A 15,737-nucleotide genomic window follows, 5' to 3' on the forward strand; every position below is an offset into this window, starting at 1 on the left:
AACAGAGATAAATCAGTGGGTGATTGTACCCTGTTCCACGCCGCTGTGGCACCCCGCGAATTGCACTACGTCTATTTCTTCAACGATCGTCGTCTCTGGCAACGACAGCGGCAAGGGCACCGGCAAGGGGGGCAGGCCGTAGCGTTCGCGAGCGCGATCGCAGGCTTCGTTGCGCAGGCCGTTTTCACCGGACTGATCGAACTCTCTGCACGGGCTGGGCCGATTAAGATAAATCGAGCACGACACGGCTTTGCCAATCTCGCCGTCCAGCGCGGTGCAGCGCGGAGACTTGCTGTTGGTCCCCTGCATGCAGCGCAGGAACGGGGTCAGAGGCTCCGTCAGGGAAAGGGGAACGGTGCCGCCGCCGTCTTCGGCTTCGGCCCAATAGAATGACACTCGAAAATAACCGCAGCATGCGCCGCAGCTGACACAGGGATTAAGGATTTCGCTCATCTTGATTGCCCGCCGACTCCTCACGGCACCAACCAAAACCAACACGGAAGATGAAATTACCTCAGCCACATTTTTTTCCGCAACTGAAATTTGAACATGTAGATAATTTGCAACAAAATCGTTTTTTTGATGCAGATCAATCCTTGATTTATTAAGCGGTTAGGTAACCTTGTTTTTGGTGGGATTTTAAAATTTTACACATAAGATGTGATCTCGATGGGATCACAAATACCCGAAAGTAGGTATATTCCCCCTCGAGAGATTAACCACACAAATGGAATGGATAATGAAAAAGACAACTCTGGTGGTATTGGCGACGATGATGGCGCCTATGTTGGCAAGTGCGCATCAGGCCGGTGATTTCCTGTTCCGTGCGGGCACCGCGACGGTGCGTCCAAATGCGGGCTCGGACAACGTATTGGGTTTGGGATCGCTGGATGCGAAAAACAATACCCAGCTCGGTTTGACCTTCGGTTATATGGTGACGGACAACATCGGCGTTGAGTTGTTGGCCGCGACACCGTTCCGCCACAAGGTTACCCTGGGCGGCACCGATCTGGCGACCGTTCATCAACTGCCGCCTACGCTGATGGCGCAATACTACTTCGGCGACAAGCAGGACAAACTGCGTCCTTATCTGGGCGTCGGCGTTAACTACACCACTTTCTTCGACGAGAAGTTCAACGACTATGGCAAAAGCGCCGGGTTGAGCAACCTCGATCTGAAAGACTCCTGGGGCGTGGCGGCGCAGGCCGGTCTGGATTACAACCTGGATGAGCACTGGATGCTGAACATGTCGGTGTGGTGGATGAACATCGAAACCAAAACGCGTTTCAACGACGCGAACGGTGGGCACCACAGCTTCGATACGCGATTGGATCCGTGGGTGTTTATGTTTGGGGCGGGTTACCGCTTCTGATGAAGGCCGCAAACAGGGAGGCATTGCGCCTCCCTGTGTCGGTATTATTTAACCTGCATGACGTTCTCAACAGATTTCACGCCGGCCACGCCGCGTGTGACCTGCACCGCACGGTTGGCGTCATCGCTTGACGTCACGAAGCCGCTCAACTGCACGCGTCCTTTAAAGGTTTCCACGCTGATTTCGCGCGACTTGATGTTTTTATCCGCCAGCAGCGCCGATTTCACTTTGGTGGTGACCACGGTGTCATCGATATAACCGCCTGTTCCCTCTGATTTCGCCGTCGGTGCGCAAGCGCTCACCGCGACCGCCACAACGGCTGCCATGCACAAGGCCGAAAGGGTTTTAAACAGCTTCATAAATTACTCTCCATGCAATGTTATGGTTGAAATTCGATGCGGTTTTTCGCCGCAGCGAGCGCATTCCCCAAATCAAACGAAGAAATGCATAGCGAACAATGTTTATTGTGAGACAAGACGCGGGTTTGTTCAAATTTTTGCTGTAAATAAATAGAACAAACTTTGAGGGGAAACAAGCTGTTAAAGCGAGCGCCGGCAAGGCGCTCGCCGAAGGGGATCACGCGCGGGTCGCGTGCTTCATCGCGCTGACGAAGGCCGCCAGCTTGGTCAGCATTTCCGCCGGGTTGGCATGGTGCCGTTCGATGATTTTGACGATTGCCGATCCGGAGATGGCGCCAGCGGCGCCGGCCTGCAGCGCAGCCTTCACCTGCTCGGGCTCGGAGATGCCGAAGCCCTGCAGAGGCGGCGCGGCGTGATACTCGCGCAGCGTGTTCACCAGGTGATGCAGCGGCAACTGCGCCCGGCTTTCGGTGCCGGTGACGCCGGAACGCGACAGCAGGTAGGTGTAGCCGCGACCGTGCGACGCGATTTCACGCAGCAGATCGTCATCGGCGTTCGGCGGGCAAATGAAGATGGGCGCGATACCGTGGCGCACGGCCGCGGCGCGGAACGGCGCCGATTCTTCAAACGGCACGTCGGCGACCAACACTGAATCCACGCCCACTTCCGCACAGCGTTGGTAAAAAGCATCGATGCCTTTATGGAACACCAAATTGGCGTACATCAGCAGGCCGATGGGAATGGTCGGGTGCTTCTGACGAATGGCCGCCAGCAGCTCGAAACACTGGGTCGGCGTAACGCCGGCGGCGAAGGCACGCAGCGTCGCGCTCTGGATGGTTGGGCCATCCGCCAGCGGGTCGGAGAAGGGGATACCCAGCTCCAGCGCGTCTGCGCCAGCTTCGATCAGGGTGTCGATAATCTGCAGCGACAGCGCCGGATTAGGATCGCCCAGCGTCACGAACGGGACGAAGGCGCCTTCCTTGCTGCTTTCCAGACGCGTGAACAGTTGCTGATAACGTTCCATCAGATTTCTCCCCGTGCTTTCAAAATGTCGTGAACGGTAAATATGTCTTTGTCGCCGCGGCCGGACAGGTTGACCACCAGGATTTGCTCTTTTTGCGGCGTTTCACGGATCATTTTCAGCGCGTGCGCCAGGGCGTGTGAAGATTCCAGTGCAGGGATGATGCCTTCATGGCGCGACAGCGCTTTGAACGCCTCCAACGCTTCGTCGTCGGTGATCGACACGTATTCGGCGCGGCCGGTGCTGTTCAGGTAGGCGTGTTGCGGCCCGACGGACGGGAAGTCCAGCCCGGCGGAGATTGAATAGGATTCTTCAATCTGGCCTTCGGCGGTCTGCATCATCGGCGCCTTCATGCCGAAATAGATGCCGACGTGGCCATGCTTGAGCGGCGCGCCGTGCTGACCGGTTTCGATGCCCAGACCGGCGGGTTCCACGCCGATCAGCCCAACGTCGGCGTCATCGATAAAATCGGCGAACATGCCGATGGCGTTGGAGCCGCCGCCGACGCAGGCGATGACCGCATCCGGCAGGCGGCCTTCGCGCTCCAGCACCTGCGCTTTGGTCTCTTCGCCGATCATGCGCTGGAATTCACGCACGATGGTGGGGTACGGGTGCGGGCCGGCCGCGGTGCCGAGCATATAGTGCGCGGTTTCATAGCTGCCGGACCAGTCGCGCAACGCTTCGTTGCAGGCGTCTTTCAGGGTGGCGGAGCCGCTGTGCACCGGGATCACTTCCGCGCCCATCAGCCGCATGCGGAACACGTTCGGCGACTGACGCTCAACGTCTTTGGCGCCCATATAGATACGGCATTTCAGGCCGAGCAGCGCGCAGGCCAGCGCCGACGCGACGCCGTGTTGGCCGGCGCCGGTTTCCGCGATGATCTCGGTTTTGCCCATGCGCTTGGCCAGCAGGGCCTGGCCCAGCACCTGGTTGGTCTTGTGCGCGCCGCCGTGCAGCAGATCTTCCCGCTTCAGATAGAGCTTGGTGTTGCTGCCGGCGGTGAGATTTTTGCACAGTGTCAGCGCCGTAGGGCGGCCCGCGTAGTTCTTCAACAGATCGATGAATTCCGCCTGAAACGCCGGATCGCGCTGAGCGCTGACAAAGGCTTCTTCGAGTTGTTTCAGGGCCGGCATCAGAATTTGCGGCACGTATTGACCACCAAATTCGCCGAAGTAGGGGTTAAGCAGCGTCATGAGAGTTCCCGTCATTATCCGTTATTAATGTAGAGCCGTATTCAGTAAGCGCGCAGGGTTTGGAAGACCGAGGGCAGGCGCGCGGGATCCTTGATGCCCGGTTCGCTTTCCACGCCGGAATTGAAGTCCAGACCGGCGCAGCCGAGCTTGGCCGCTTCGACGCAGTTGTCGGCGCGCAGACCGCCCGCCAGCATCACGTTGGTCAGATCTTCGCCTTGCAATACCGACCAGTCGAAGCGTTGGCCGGTGCCGCCTGCGCCGTTGTCCAGCAGATAGCGATCGACATGCTGCAGATCGCGCGCCGGCACCCGTTCTTTCACGCTCAGCGCTTTCCAGATGCGGCAATCGGCCGGCAAGCGGGCGCGCAGGGCGCTGATATAGGCCTGGTCCTCCGCGCCGTGCAGTTGCACCGCCTGCAGACCGAGGCGCTCCACGGTCAGCGCCACGGTATCGAGCTGGGCGTCGCAGAAGACGCCGACGTACTTCAGCGGCGCGCCGGAAATGACTTCGCGGGCGCGGACGATATCCACATAGCGCGGCGAGCGGCCGACGAAAATCAATCCGCCGTAGATGGCGCCGGCCTGATACGCGGCGGCGGCGTCCTGCGGGCGAGTCAGGCCGCACACTTTATTGTCGCCCAGGATCACGCGGCGCACGGCGGCGCGCAGATCGGGTTCCGACATCAGCGCGCTGCCGATCAGGAAACCGTTGGCGTAGTGGCTGAGCTCGCGGATCTGCCCGTAGTTGTTGATGCCCGACTCGCTGATCACCGTCACCCCATGCGGCACGCGCGGCGCCAACTGCCGGGTGCGGTCCAGATCGATGCTAAGATCGCGCAGATCGCGGTTATTGATGCCGACCACGCGGGCTTCCAGCGCGATCGCCCGCTGCAGCTCTTCTTCACTGATCACTTCGGTCAGCACGCCCATATTGAGGCTGTGGGCCACCGCCGCCAACTGGCGGTACTGTTCGTCGGTCAACACCGACAGCATCAGCAGGATAGCGTCGGCCTGATAGTAGCGCGCCAGGTAAATCTGATACGGGTCGATGATAAAGTCTTTGCACAACACCGGTTGGCTGACGGTTTTGCTCACCAGCGGCAGGAAATCAAAGCTGCCCTGGAAGTATTTCTCGTCGGTCAGCACCGAGATCGCCGAGGCGAAATCTTTATAGACCGTGGCGATCTCCACCGGATCAAAGTTCTCGCGAATCAGCCCCTTGGAAGGCGAGGCCTTCTTGCATTCGAGAATGAAAGCCGTACGGGTGCCCTGCAGCGCGTGGTAGAAGCTGCGTTCGCTCGGTACGATGTCATTCTGAAAGCCGGCCAGGGGCTGTTGCTGTTGTCGCGCCGCGATCCATTGCGCTTTGTCGCGGACAATCTTGTGTAGCACGGTTTCCTGCATCATTTATCCTCTTGCCGCCAGTGCGATGACACGCTCATAGGCCTGCCCGCTGTTGATCATATCCAGTGCCTGCCGCGCATTTTGGCGCAGGTCTTCATGTCCGAATAACTTCAGAAGCAACGCGACGTTGGCCGCAACCGCCGCGGCGTGCGCCGGCTCGCCTTTACCTTGTAACAGCCGCGCCAAAATGTCACGGTTTTCTTCCGGCGTGCCGCCCAGCAAGGCCTCCAGCGGATAGGTTTCCAATCCGAAGGACTGCGGCGTGAGCTGATAACTGCAGATTTCGCCATTGTTCAATTCCGCTACGTGCGTCGGAGCGTGGATCGCCACCTCGTCCATGCCGCCGCCGTGAACCACCGCCGCGCGCTGATAACCCAGCACGCGCAGGGTTTCGGCAATCGGCAGCACCAGTTCCGGGCTGTAAACGCCGATCAGCGCCAGCGGCGGACGCGCCGGGTTGATCAGCGGGCCCAGCACGTTGAACAGCGTGCGGGTCTTCAACTGCTGGCGTACCGGCATGGCGTGACGGAAGCCGGTGTGGTACTGCGGCGCAAACAGGAAGCACACGCCAAGATCGTCCAACGCCTTGCGCGCCTCTTCCGCCGGCAGATCCAGACGGATACCGAATGCCGCCAGCAGATCCGAAGAGCCGGAGCGGCTGGAGACGCTGCGGTTGCCGTGTTTGGCGATTTTCGCGCCGCACGCCGCCGCCACAAAGGCGCTGGCGGTCGAAATATTGATGCTGTTGGTGCCGTCGCCGCCGGTGCCGACGATATCGGCGAACGGGTAGTCAGGGCGCGGGAACGGTTGAGCATCTTCCAGCAGCGCTTTGGCGGCGCCGGCGATCTCTTCCGGGCGCTCGCCGCGGACTTTCATGCTGATCAGCGCCGCCGCCAGTTGGCTCGGCTCCAGTTCGCCGCGCACGATGGCGCTGAACAGCTGCTGGCTTTCCTGCTGGCTCATCGATTCAGCGCGGTACAGTTTCTCAAGGATAGGTTGCATCGTCGTGTTCCTTTTATGACTTCGCCAGCGCCCAGGCCAGGGTCTGCTCAAGCAGGCGCGCGCCATGGGTGGTCAGAATCGATTCCGGGTGGAACTGGAAGCCGCATACGCGGCGGCGATCGTCGCGTACCGCCATCACCATCTCGCCGAACCGGGCGTTGACGGTCAGATCGGCCGGGATGTTGCTGCCGACCAGCGAGTGGTAACGCGCCACCGGCAATGGGTTGGCCATGCCGGCGAACATGCCTTCACCGTCGTGAACGATCGCCGAGGCTTTGCCGTGCAGGATTTCCCCCGCCTGGCCGACCTGGCCGCCATAGGCTTCGACGATCGCCTGGTGGCCGAGGCAGATGCCGATGATCGGCAGCCGGCCGCGCAGGCGTTGCAGCAGTTCCGGCATGCAGCCCGCTTCGGAAGGGGCGCCGGGGCCCGGCGACAGCATCAGCACCGGCTGTTCCATCTGCGCCAGACGCTCGATGATCACCTCGGCGGCGATCTGGTTACGGTAAATCACCACCTGGTGGCCGCTGGCGCGCAGCTGATCGACCAGGTTGTAGGTAAAGGAGTCGACGTTGTCGAGCAGCAGGATATCGGCCATCAGAACACCTCCTTGGCATGGTGCGCAGTGGCGATGGCGCGCAGCACGGCACGGGCTTTATTACGGGTTTCGTCGGCTTCCGCCTGCGGGATGGAGTCCAGCACGACGCCGGCGCCGGCCTGCACGGTGGCGATGCCGTCTTCGACGTAGGCTGAGCGAATGACGATGCAGGTATCCAGATCGCCGGTGGCGGTAAAGTAGCCTACCGCGCCGCCGTAGCTGCCGCGGCGCGTGCCTTCGGAGGCGGCGATCAGCTGCATCGCCCGCACTTTTGGCGCGCCGCTCAGGGTGCCCATATTCATGCAGGCCTGGTAGGCGTGCAGCACGTCGAGATCGGCGCGCAGGGTGCCCACCACGCGGGAAACCAGGTGCATGACGAACGAATAGCGATCCACTTTGGTCAGGTCGGCCACGTAGCGGCTGCCGGCCTGGCAGATGCGCGCCAGATCGTTGCGCGCCAGATCGACTAGCATCAGGTGCTCGGCCAGCTCTTTGTGGTCGGTGCGCATTTCCAGCTCGATGCGGCTGTCGAGATCCAGATCCAGTGAACCATCGGCTCGGCGGCCGCGCGGGCGGGTGCCGGCGATCGGGTAGATTTCGATCTGGCGATTGCCCGCGTCGTATTTCAGCGCGCTCTCCGGCGAAGCGCCGAACAGGGTGAACTCGTCATCTTGCATGAAGAACATGTACGGGCTGGGGTTGTTGTCTTTTAACGTCTGGTAGGCCGCCAGCGGCGCCGGGCACGGCAGGGAGAAGCGGCGCGACGGCACCACCTGGAAAATCTCGCCGTGACGGATCGCTTCCTGCAGCCCGCTGACCACCGCGCCGTACTCTTCGTCGCTCTGGTTGCAGCTCAGCTGCATGTTTTCCAGCTTTTGGTGCGGGATTGGCTGCGGGGTTTGTTTCAATTCGGTCTGCAATTGCGCCAGACGCTGCTGCAGGCGTTGTATTTCACTCGCTTGCTCGCTGAAGACGCTGGCCTGCAATCGGGCGGAACCGCGTTGATGATCCAGCACCAGCAGGGTTTCCGCCAGATAGAAGCAGAAGTCCGGGCAACGTTGATCCTGGCGCAGCGTCGGCAGGTTTTCGAAACCGGCGACCAGATCGTAGGCGAACAGGCCGCCCAGCATCACGGCTTCACGCTCGTCCGCCGGGGAGTCGACCAGGGTCAGCAGCGTACGCAGCGCGTCGAATACCGACAGGGAGCGCAGGCGCGCGTCTTCGTCCTGCACCTCGTCGATCGCCGGGAAGGTCAGCTCGCGGCCGTTTGGGCGCGCCTGAATGCTGACCTCGGGCGGCAGCGCTTCGTCCAGCAGCGGCAGCAGCGCCGCGCCATTGGCGGTGAGCGCCTGCACGCTGACGGTGTGACCCAGCGCGGTGATGCGCAGCGCGCTGTCGATCACCAGCAGGCTCTGCAGATTCTGTTTACTGTTGATTTCCGCCGATTCCAGCAGCAGGGTGGCCGGCCGGGCGCCGCACAGCTGGTGGAAAAGGGTGGTGGGATCGCCCCGGTAACTGGCCTGCGCCTTCAGTAATGTCAATTGTGGTTTGATGTTCATCATCGGTGGTTCCAGTGAATTCTGTCCATAAAAAAGCCCGCATCAGGTGCGGGCTCAGGAAATCTGCATTGTCAGATGACAGCTATGCGCGATTACACCGCCCGCAAGAGGGAGGTACGCCACCAACCGTGAAGAGAAATGTATGTGTTCATTTGCAGACTCTCTTTGTTAACTCTCATCCGACACGGCCACTGCCGTGAACTTGTGTACTAGTTAACTGGTTCGCGAGGGCAAAGTCAACCCCCTTTTTGTACAATGTTTTAGCGGTCAGCGTGAATTCTGTTCATCATCCCGCCCGCGCGCCCAGCCGGGGCAGAATAGATTTCCGTACGGCCGCCGATCGCAGGTATGATAGAAAACCCAGCCATTGCCGGATAGCCGTTTTGACAGACAGTAACCCTCAATCCACCGCTTTTACCCTGTACGATCTCCACAGCCATACGACCGCCTCCGACGGCTACCTGACGCCGACACAGCTGGTGCAGCGGGCGGTAGAGATGCGCGTGGGGGTGTTGGCGATCACCGATCACGACACGACCGCCGGGCTGGCCGAGGCCGCCGCCGCCATCGCGGAGCAGGCGTTGCCGTTGCGGTTGGTCAATGGAGTGGAAATCTCGACGCTGTGGGAAAATCATGAAATCCATATTGTTGGGTTGGGTATGGACGTCGCGCATCCGGCGCTGGTGGCGCTGTTGGCGGAACAAACCGAACGCCGCAACCGGCGGGCGCAGGAGATCGGCGTGCGGCTGGGCAAGGCGCGTATTCCCGACGCCTATGCCGGCGCCCAGCGCCTGGCCGGAGCCGGCGCGGTGACCCGCGGCCATTTCGCCCGTTACCTGGTGGAGATCGGTGTGGCGGACAATATGGCTCAGGTGTTCAAGAAATACCTGGCCAAGGGGAAAACCGGCTATGTACCGCCGCAGTGGTGTACAATAGAACAAGCCATTGATGCGATTCATCAATCGGGCGGCCAGGCGGTGATGGCGCACCCGGGCCGTTACGATTTGACCGCGAAATGGCTGAAACGCTTGCTGGCGCATTTCGCCGAACACGGCGGCGACGCCATGGAAGTGGCGCAGTGTCAGCAGGCGCCGCATGAGCGCACTCAGCTGGCGAAATACGCGCAGGACTACCGTCTGTTGGCCTCGCAAGGCTCTGATTTCCATCAACCTTGCTCGTGGATCGAACTGGGGCGCAAGCTGTGGCTGCCGGGCGGCGTCGAGCCGGTGTGGCGCGATTGGCCGCAGCCGGGCCAGGCGGTCTGATTTTACGCGCGTGGCAACGCGCGCGGGCATTATTTTAGGAGCAAGTCATGAGTCAGCTTTTTTATATTCACCCGGACAACCCGCAGCCGCGCCTGATCAACCAGGCGGTAGAGGTGCTGCGCAAAGGGGGGGTGATCGTCTATCCCACCGATTCCGGCTATGCGCTGGGCTGCATGCTGGAAGAGAAGGCGGCGATGGAGCGCATTTGCCGCATCCGTCAGCTGGACGGAAACCACAACTTTACCCTGATGTGCCGCGATCTGTCCGAGTTGTCGACCTATGCTCACGTCGATAATACGGCGTTCCGTCTGATCAAAAACAATACGCCGGGCAACTACACGTTCATTCTGAAAGCGACCAAAGAAGTGCCGCGCCGCCTGATGAATGAAAAGCGCAAAACCATCGGCCTGCGCGTGCCGTCGAACCCGATCGCGCTGGCGCTGTTGGAGGCGTTGAACGAACCGATGATGTCCACCACGCTGATGCTGCCGGGCAATGATTTCGCCGAGTCCGATCCGGAAGAGATCAGCGATCATTTGGGCAAGGTGGTCGATCTGGTGATCCACGGCGGCTTTCTCGGCCAACAGCCGACCACGGTTATCGATCTGACCGAATCCTCGCCGGAAGTGGTGCGCGAAGGCGCCGGCGACGCGGCGCCTTTCCGCTGATGTAAAATATTGCCACCTTGCCCATTGTCTAAAAAACGGCTGAAGCGACGTTATTTCGCGTGAAAGCCGCTATTCTTTAAGACTTCAGAATTGATAATGGGCAGGATGCGCAGCAATGATTAAACAGGTTTCTTTTTTAGCGGCCTTATTATTTTCCTCAATGGCAAATGCGGGTTTTTATTCGGGCAGCGGTTTGCTGGCGGAATCCGGCGGTTACGTAAAAAATAAAAGCGGTGAAGCCACCGTGGCCGAAGCGCTGAATGGCGGCATGTTTATGGGATACGTCGCCGGCGTATTCGATACCTATTCCATGCAGGGCAATCGCAATATCTGCCCAGAGGCCGGAATGAGCATCGGCGTAGCCGCCGACGCGGTAATGCAGTACTTGAACGAACATCCCGAGCAACTGCATTATTCCGCACCGTCGGTGATTATGCTGGCGTTGAGCGCCGCCTATCCCTGCGTGCGCCATTAAATTCCCATTCCAATAAGTGCGCATTTTTTCATAAGGTGCGCTCGGGTCTTTTTCGCACGAACTTCAATAGATCATGACCTGCTGCGCTGTCACCCTTAGCCCGTCGGTAATTCCCGAACGGGTCGGGGAGAGACGCGCAGGAGGTAATATGACCGCATTTCACAGTGCCAACATGACGCTCGATTATCAGGATATCGGCTCAGGGCCGCTCACGTTGGTGTTGCTGCCCGGCTGGTGCGAACCGAAAACCGTGTTTGAGCCGTTCATCGCGCTGGCGGCCGACCGTTATCGGACGATCAGCATCGATTGGCGTGGCCACGGCCTGTCGTCGAAAGCCGCGGAGATGTCGCTGACGGCGGACGATTTGCTGGAGGATGTGCGCCAACTGCTGACGGCGCTGCGTTTGGACAACGTGATCACCCTGTCGGTGGCGCACGCCAGCTGGTTGGCGGTGGCGTTGGCCGAGGCGTTGCCGCAGCAGGTGCGGGGCATGGTGTTTCTCGATTGGATCATGACGCACCCGGAGCCGGCGTTCTTTGCGGCGGTGAGCCGCATGCAACAGCCGCAGCAGTGGCTGGCGGCGCGCGACGCCTTGTTCGACTTCTGGCAGGGCGGCATCCACCACGGTCGGGTCAAACGCCATCTGGAGGTCGAGATGGCGCAGGAGGATGACCGGCTCTGGCGCGCCGCCGGCGTGGCCATCGAACAGGCCTACCGGCAATTCGGTTCGCCGCTGCAATGCCTGGCGGGGATGAGCGCGCCGCCGCCGTGCCGGCATATTTACTCGCTGGATCGCCGCGATGACTATCTGCGGCAACAGCAGGCATTTGCCGCCGAGCGGCCGTTTTTCTCCGTGGCGCGATTAGAAGAGGCCCGCACTCACCTCGGCATTCTGGAACGGCCCGACGCGGTGCTGAGGGCGGTGGAGGACTTCTTGGCGCCGTGAACGCCGCTTGGGGTCACCGCCGATAAAGTGGGTTTCAACACCTTAGAAAGCCTGTATAATGCGCGGTTCGATCCTGATAAACGTATTATTACCGTTGCGGCGATTGGCCGCGGCGGTTATCCCCCCGACGCCTGTGAAGGCGACATTAGAGGTTGCTCAATGAGCGAAAAGTTACAGAAAGTATTAGCGCGCGCCGGGCACGGCTCGCGTCGTGAAATCGAAACCATGATTGAAGCCGGGCGCGTCAGCGTCGACGGCAAGGTCGCCAAGCTGGGCGATCGCGTTGAAGTGACCCCGGCGATGAAAATTCGTCTGGATGGTCATGTCCTGTCGATCAAAGAGTCCGAAGAGGTGGTCTGCCGCGTGCTAGCTTACTACAAACCGGAAGGTGAGCTGTGTACCCGCAGCGATCCTGAAGGCCGCCCGACGGTGTTCGATCGCTTACCGAAGCTGCGCGGTTCGCGCTGGGTGGCGGTAGGGCGACTGGACGTCAACACCTCCGGTCTGCTGCTGTTCACCACCGATGGCGAACTGGCCAACCGTCTGATGCACCCAAGCCGTGAAGTGGAACGCGAGTACGCGGTGCGCGTGTTTGGCCAGGTCGACGATGCGAAAGTGAAGCAACTGAGCAAAGGCGTGCAACTGGAAGACGGCCCGGCCGCGTTCCGCACCATCAGCTTCCAGGGCGGTGAAGGCCTCAACCAATGGTACAACGTGACCCTGACCGAAGGCCGCAACCGTGAAGTGCGTCGCCTGTGGGAAGCGGTGGGCGTGCAGGTGAGCCGCCTGATCCGCGTGCGTTACGGCGATATCGATCTGCCGAAAGGCCTGCCGCGCGGCGGCTGGGCCGAGCTGGATCTGCCGGCGATCAACTACCTGCGCGAGCTGGTTGAATTGAAACCGGAAACGGTCAGCAAGATGCCGGTGGAGCGTGAGCGCCGCCGCGTGAAGGCTAACCAAATCCGTCGCGCGGTCAAGCGTCACTCGCAGGTGGCCGGCAGCGGCCGTCGCAGTGCGCCGGGCAGCAAACCGAGTAAATCGGGCAAACCGAGCAAACGCAGCTAATCCCGTCATTCTGGCCCCGTTCGGGGCCAGAACGTTTTGTTACCAATCGATCCCCTGTTGCGCCTTGATGCCCGCGTCGAACGCGTGTTTCACCGGCCGCATCTCCGTAACCGTATCCGCCATTTCCAGCAGCTCGCGATGGCAACCGCGCCCGGTCAGTATCACCGTTTGGTGCGCAGGGCGCTGCCGCAGCGCTTCTTTGAGCTCTTCCAGCTCCAGATAGCCGTAGGTCAACATGTAGGTCACTTCGTCCAGCAGCACCAGATCCAGGCCGCTGTCGGCCAGCATGCGTTTGCCGTGCTGCCACACCGCCTGGCAGGCGGCGGTGTCGCCTGCCTTGTTCTGCGTCTCCCAGGTGAAGCCGGTAGCCATCACCTGAAATTCAACGCCATGTTGCTGCAGCAGGTTTTTTTCGCCATTGGGCCACTCGCCTTTGATGAACTGGATCACCCCGGCGCGCATGCCGTGACCGACCGCGCGGGTGACGGTGCCGAAGGCGGCGGTGGTTTTGCCTTTGCCGTTGCCGGTAAACACCAGCAGCAGGCCGCGGGTGTCCTGCGCCGCGGCGATGCGTGCATCGACCTGTTCTTTCAGGCGCTGCTGGCGCTGTTGATGACGATCTTCCGCCATGAAACGCTCCTTATTATTCGGCCGCGCCGGGTTTGCGGTTCGGCTGGGCGTCGAAGCTCATGCCGGTTTTTCGCCGGCTGTCCTCGCCCATCAGATACAGGTACAGCGGCATGATGTCAGCCGGGGTTTTCAGCTTGTTTTTGTCTTCGTGCGGGAAGGCGGATGCGCGCATTTTGGTGCGAGTTCCGCCCGGATTGATGCAGTTTACCCGCAAATTACGATTTTTGTATTCATCGGCCAATACCTGCATCATGCCTTCGGTGGCGAACTTCGACACCGCATAAGCGCCCCAGTCGGCGCGGCCGGTGCGCCCGACGCTGGAACTGGTGAACACCAGCGACCCGGCGTGGGATTTCAGCAGCAGCGGCAGCAGCGCCTGAGTCAGCATAAAGGTGGCGTTGACGTTAACCTGCATCACCTCTTGCCACATGGTTATTGACAGGTCGGCCATCGGCGCAATGTCGCCCAGCAGGCCGGCGTTGTGCAGCACGCCGTCCAGGCGCGGGATTTGGCGTGCCAGATCGTCGGCTATCTGCCGGCATTGCTCCGGCGTGGCGTGCAGCAAGTCGAGCGTGACCACCAGGGCCGGGGCGCCGCCCTGGGCCGCGATCTCTTGTTGTACCGCCAGCAGTTTGCTCTCGGTGCGTCCCAGCAGCACTAACTGGGCGCCGAAGCGAGCGTAGGTCAGCGCCGCTTCGCGGCCGATGCCGTCTCCGGCGCCGGTGACCAAAATAATGCGTTGTTCGAGCAGATCTTGTTTGGGTTGGTAATGCACGATAAATCCTCGCCTGGGTGGCTGTTCTCCCGCGTATCGTGGGGAGCAAGGGTGAAACGCGCGGCCAGGGCGGGAGCGAGAGCTCGACCTTCTGCGGGCCGCGCAGCGAATCTGTCTCATCATATTGATGAATAATGGGTGTTATATGCCTTAATCCGTACGCATTTTCAATGCGTAGCAGGCTGAAATGGCATTCTTTTGTAACAAAAGCGGCGCGGCGGCGGCTTGGTTCGGCCTTGAATCGTCCCCATAGTGACGTGCAGAACGCAATGAATTTTCATTTAGCCGCGACAGCAGGCGCTGCGGTTGGCTAAAATGGAAAGAATCATACTAACAACCTGTAAATAAAGGCGGAATCTGTGGAGTTTATATCTGTTTATGGCCTGTTTCTGGCCAAGGTCGCCACGGTGGTGCTCGCCATCGCCGCGTTGGCCATACTGGCGGTCAGTCTGGGGCAACGCAAGAGCCGCCAGAAAGGGGAGCTGCAACTGACCGATCTCGGTGAACAGTATCGCGAAATGCAGCGCGATATGCGCCTGGCGCGTATGGATACTGCCGAGCAAAAGGTTTGGCTGAAACAGTTCAAGAAGCAGACCAAATCTGATGACAAATTGAAGAAGCAGCGCGCCAAATCCGGCGCGGTGGAAGTGGCCAAGCCGTGCCTGTACGTGTTGGACTTCAAAGGCAGCATGGATGCGCACGAGGTGACGTCGCTGCGCGAAGAGATCTCCGCGGTGCTGGCGGTGGCCTCGGCGCAGGATGAAGTCCTGCTGCGTCTGGAAAGCCCGGGCGGGGTGGTGCACGGCTACGGCCTGGCGGCTTCGCAGCTGGAGCGCTTGCGCAAAGGCGGCATCCGCCTGACGGTGGCGGTGGATAAAGTGGCGGCCAGCGGCGGCTACATGATGGCCTGCGTCGCGGATCGCATCGTGGCGGCGCCGTTCGCCATCATCGGTTCCATCGGCGTGGTGGCGCAGATCCCGAATTTCCACCGCCTGCTGAAGAAGAACGACATCGACGTGGAGCTGCATACCGCCGGGCAGTTTAAACGTACGCTGACGCTGTTCGGTGAAAATACCGAGCAGGGGCGCGAGAAGTTCCGCGAAGATCTGAACGAAACGCACGAGCTGTTCAAACGCTTCGTGCACGAGCAGCGCCCGTCGCTCGACATCGACAGCGTCGCCACCGGTGAGCACTGGTTCGGGACCCAGGCCAAAGAGAAAGGCCTTATCGACGCCATCGGCACCAGCGACGATTTGTTGATCGCCGAGTTGGATAACCATGAAGTGATCGCTGTGCGCTATGCGCGTCGTAAACGTTTGATGGATCGTTTCACCGGCAGCGCGGCGGAAAGCGTCGATCGTTTGCTGTTGCGCTGGTGGCAGCGCGGGGAAAAGCCGTTGTTGTAA

The 15,737-nt window shown here is 60.5% G+C and carries 15 protein-coding genes, 1 pseudogene and 1 other annotated feature; of the genes and pseudogenes, 7 read left to right on the forward strand and 9 right to left on the reverse strand.

Features of this window, described 5'->3' with window-relative positions:
• Nucleotides 1–12: 12 nt before the first annotated feature.
• Complete coding sequence (locus tag ACJ8PE_RS04575; protein WP_033643277.1) at nucleotides 13–453, reverse strand: YkgJ family cysteine cluster protein; 441 nt, start codon at nucleotides 451–453, stop codon at nucleotides 13–15.
• 286 nt (nucleotides 454–739) lie between these two features.
• Between ACJ8PE_RS04575 and ompW the strand changes: the two genes are divergently transcribed.
• On the forward strand, nucleotides 740–1,372 hold the full coding sequence (gene ompW, locus ACJ8PE_RS04580) for an outer membrane protein OmpW (protein ID WP_019452715.1): 633 nt from the start codon (nucleotides 740–742) through the stop codon (nucleotides 1,370–1,372).
• 44 nt (nucleotides 1,373–1,416) lie between these two features.
• Here ompW and ACJ8PE_RS04585 read toward each other — a convergent pair whose 3' ends face one another.
• The 6 genes and pseudogenes from ACJ8PE_RS04585 to ACJ8PE_RS04610 form a co-directional block, all read right to left on the reverse strand.
• Entirely contained in the window at nucleotides 1,417–1,731 is a 315-nt protein-coding gene (locus tag ACJ8PE_RS04585; RefSeq protein ID WP_016927515.1) for a BON domain-containing protein, read from the reverse strand.
• A gap of 217 nt (nucleotides 1,732–1,948) precedes the next feature.
• Nucleotides 1,949–2,755: a tryptophan synthase subunit alpha gene (gene trpA, locus ACJ8PE_RS04590; protein ID WP_033650237.1), complete on the reverse strand. Its 807-nt coding sequence runs from the start codon at nucleotides 2,753–2,755 to the stop codon at nucleotides 1,949–1,951.
• A complete protein-coding gene (gene trpB, locus ACJ8PE_RS04595; RefSeq protein WP_170852993.1) occupies nucleotides 2,755–3,960 on the reverse strand; it encodes a tryptophan synthase subunit beta in 1,206 nt (401 codons plus the stop codon). The genes trpA and trpB overlap by 1 nt, the downstream gene beginning before the upstream one ends.
• A gap of 26 nt (nucleotides 3,961–3,986) precedes the next feature.
• Entirely contained in the window at nucleotides 3,987–5,348 is a 1,362-nt protein-coding gene (gene trpCF / locus ACJ8PE_RS04600; protein ID WP_442536725.1) for a bifunctional indole-3-glycerol-phosphate synthase TrpC/phosphoribosylanthranilate isomerase TrpF, read from the reverse strand.
• A 3-nt stretch (nucleotides 5,349–5,351) separates the two neighbouring features.
• Nucleotides 5,352–6,948: pseudogene (gene trpD, locus ACJ8PE_RS04605) on the reverse strand (bifunctional anthranilate synthase glutamate amidotransferase component TrpG/anthranilate phosphoribosyltransferase TrpD).
• Nucleotides 6,948–8,510, reverse strand: a complete 1,563-nt coding sequence (locus ACJ8PE_RS04610) for an anthranilate synthase component 1 (protein WP_033643270.1) — start codon at nucleotides 8,508–8,510, stop codon at nucleotides 6,948–6,950. Before ACJ8PE_RS04610 ends, trpD begins: the two are co-directional and overlap by 1 nt.
• A gap of 24 nt (nucleotides 8,511–8,534) precedes the next feature.
• Nucleotides 8,535–8,638, reverse strand: a sequence feature (Trp leader region).
• Between the two features lie 252 nt (nucleotides 8,639–8,890).
• Between ACJ8PE_RS04610 and rnm the strand changes: the two genes are divergently transcribed.
• From rnm to rluB, 5 genes are all read left to right on the forward strand, one after another.
• On the forward strand, nucleotides 8,891–9,772 hold the full coding sequence (gene rnm, locus ACJ8PE_RS04615) for an RNase RNM (protein WP_042784676.1): 882 nt from the start codon (nucleotides 8,891–8,893) through the stop codon (nucleotides 9,770–9,772).
• 47 nt (nucleotides 9,773–9,819) lie between these two features.
• Entirely contained in the window at nucleotides 9,820–10,440 is a 621-nt protein-coding gene (locus ACJ8PE_RS04620; RefSeq protein WP_033643268.1) for an L-threonylcarbamoyladenylate synthase, read from the forward strand.
• A 115-nt stretch (nucleotides 10,441–10,555) separates the two neighbouring features.
• Nucleotides 10,556–10,915 (forward strand): Rap1a/Tai family immunity protein, encoded by a 360-nt coding sequence (locus ACJ8PE_RS04625; RefSeq protein WP_016927523.1) that lies wholly within the window; start codon nucleotides 10,556–10,558, stop codon nucleotides 10,913–10,915.
• Nucleotides 10,916–11,063: 148 nt separating this feature from the next.
• Nucleotides 11,064–11,861 (forward strand): alpha/beta fold hydrolase, encoded by a 798-nt coding sequence (locus tag ACJ8PE_RS04630; protein WP_197792556.1) that lies wholly within the window; start codon nucleotides 11,064–11,066, stop codon nucleotides 11,859–11,861.
• A 159-nt stretch (nucleotides 11,862–12,020) separates the two neighbouring features.
• Entirely contained in the window at nucleotides 12,021–12,926 is a 906-nt protein-coding gene (gene rluB / locus ACJ8PE_RS04635; protein WP_033643266.1) for a 23S rRNA pseudouridine(2605) synthase RluB, read from the forward strand.
• 39 nt (nucleotides 12,927–12,965) lie between these two features.
• On the opposite strand, the gene cobO is transcribed toward rluB, so the two are convergent.
• Together cobO and ACJ8PE_RS04645 are read right to left on the reverse strand one after the other, a co-directional pair.
• Nucleotides 12,966–13,556 (reverse strand): cob(I)yrinic acid a,c-diamide adenosyltransferase, encoded by a 591-nt coding sequence (gene cobO, locus ACJ8PE_RS04640; protein WP_033643265.1) that lies wholly within the window; start codon nucleotides 13,554–13,556, stop codon nucleotides 12,966–12,968.
• A gap of 13 nt (nucleotides 13,557–13,569) precedes the next feature.
• Entirely contained in the window at nucleotides 13,570–14,331 is a 762-nt protein-coding gene (locus tag ACJ8PE_RS04645; protein WP_033643264.1) for a YciK family oxidoreductase, read from the reverse strand.
• Between the two features lie 359 nt (nucleotides 14,332–14,690).
• Between ACJ8PE_RS04645 and sohB the strand changes: the two genes are divergently transcribed.
• Nucleotides 14,691–15,737: a protease SohB gene (gene sohB, locus ACJ8PE_RS04650; protein WP_033650242.1), complete on the forward strand. Its 1,047-nt coding sequence runs from the start codon at nucleotides 14,691–14,693 to the stop codon at nucleotides 15,735–15,737.

The sequence above is a fragment of the Serratia sp. CY74737 genome (genome assembly GCF_052166775.1).
Classification (GTDB): domain Bacteria; phylum Pseudomonadota; class Gammaproteobacteria; order Enterobacterales; family Enterobacteriaceae; genus Serratia; species Serratia ureilytica.

Coding starts and splice junctions, on each gene's coding strand:
- ACJ8PE_RS04575 (WP_033643277.1), bottom strand. CDS start 453: ATGAGCGAAATCCTTAATCCCTGTGTCAGCTGCGGCGCATGCTGCGGT.
- ompW (WP_019452715.1), top strand. CDS start 740: ATGAAAAAGACAACTCTGGTGGTATTGGCGACGATGATGGCGCCTATG.
- ACJ8PE_RS04585 (WP_016927515.1), bottom strand. CDS start 1,731: ATGAAGCTGTTTAAAACCCTTTCGGCCTTGTGCATGGCAGCCGTTGTG.
- trpA (WP_033650237.1), bottom strand. CDS start 2,755: ATGGAACGTTATCAGCAACTGTTCACGCGTCTGGAAAGCAGCAAGGAA.
- trpB (WP_170852993.1), bottom strand. CDS start 3,960: ATGACGGGAACTCTCATGACGCTGCTTAACCCCTACTTCGGCGAATTT.
- trpCF (WP_442536725.1), bottom strand. CDS start 5,348: ATGCAGGAAACCGTGCTACACAAGATTGTCCGCGACAAAGCGCAATGG.
- ACJ8PE_RS04610 (WP_033643270.1), bottom strand. CDS start 8,510: ATGATGAACATCAAACCACAATTGACATTACTGAAGGCGCAGGCCAGT.
- ACJ8PE_RS04620 (WP_033643268.1), top strand. CDS start 9,820: ATGAGTCAGCTTTTTTATATTCACCCGGACAACCCGCAGCCGCGCCTG.
- ACJ8PE_RS04625 (WP_016927523.1), top strand. CDS start 10,556: ATGATTAAACAGGTTTCTTTTTTAGCGGCCTTATTATTTTCCTCAATG.
- ACJ8PE_RS04630 (WP_197792556.1), top strand. CDS start 11,064: ATGACCGCATTTCACAGTGCCAACATGACGCTCGATTATCAGGATATC.
- rluB (WP_033643266.1), top strand. CDS start 12,021: ATGAGCGAAAAGTTACAGAAAGTATTAGCGCGCGCCGGGCACGGCTCG.
- cobO (WP_033643265.1), bottom strand. CDS start 13,556: ATGGCGGAAGATCGTCATCAACAGCGCCAGCAGCGCCTGAAAGAACAG.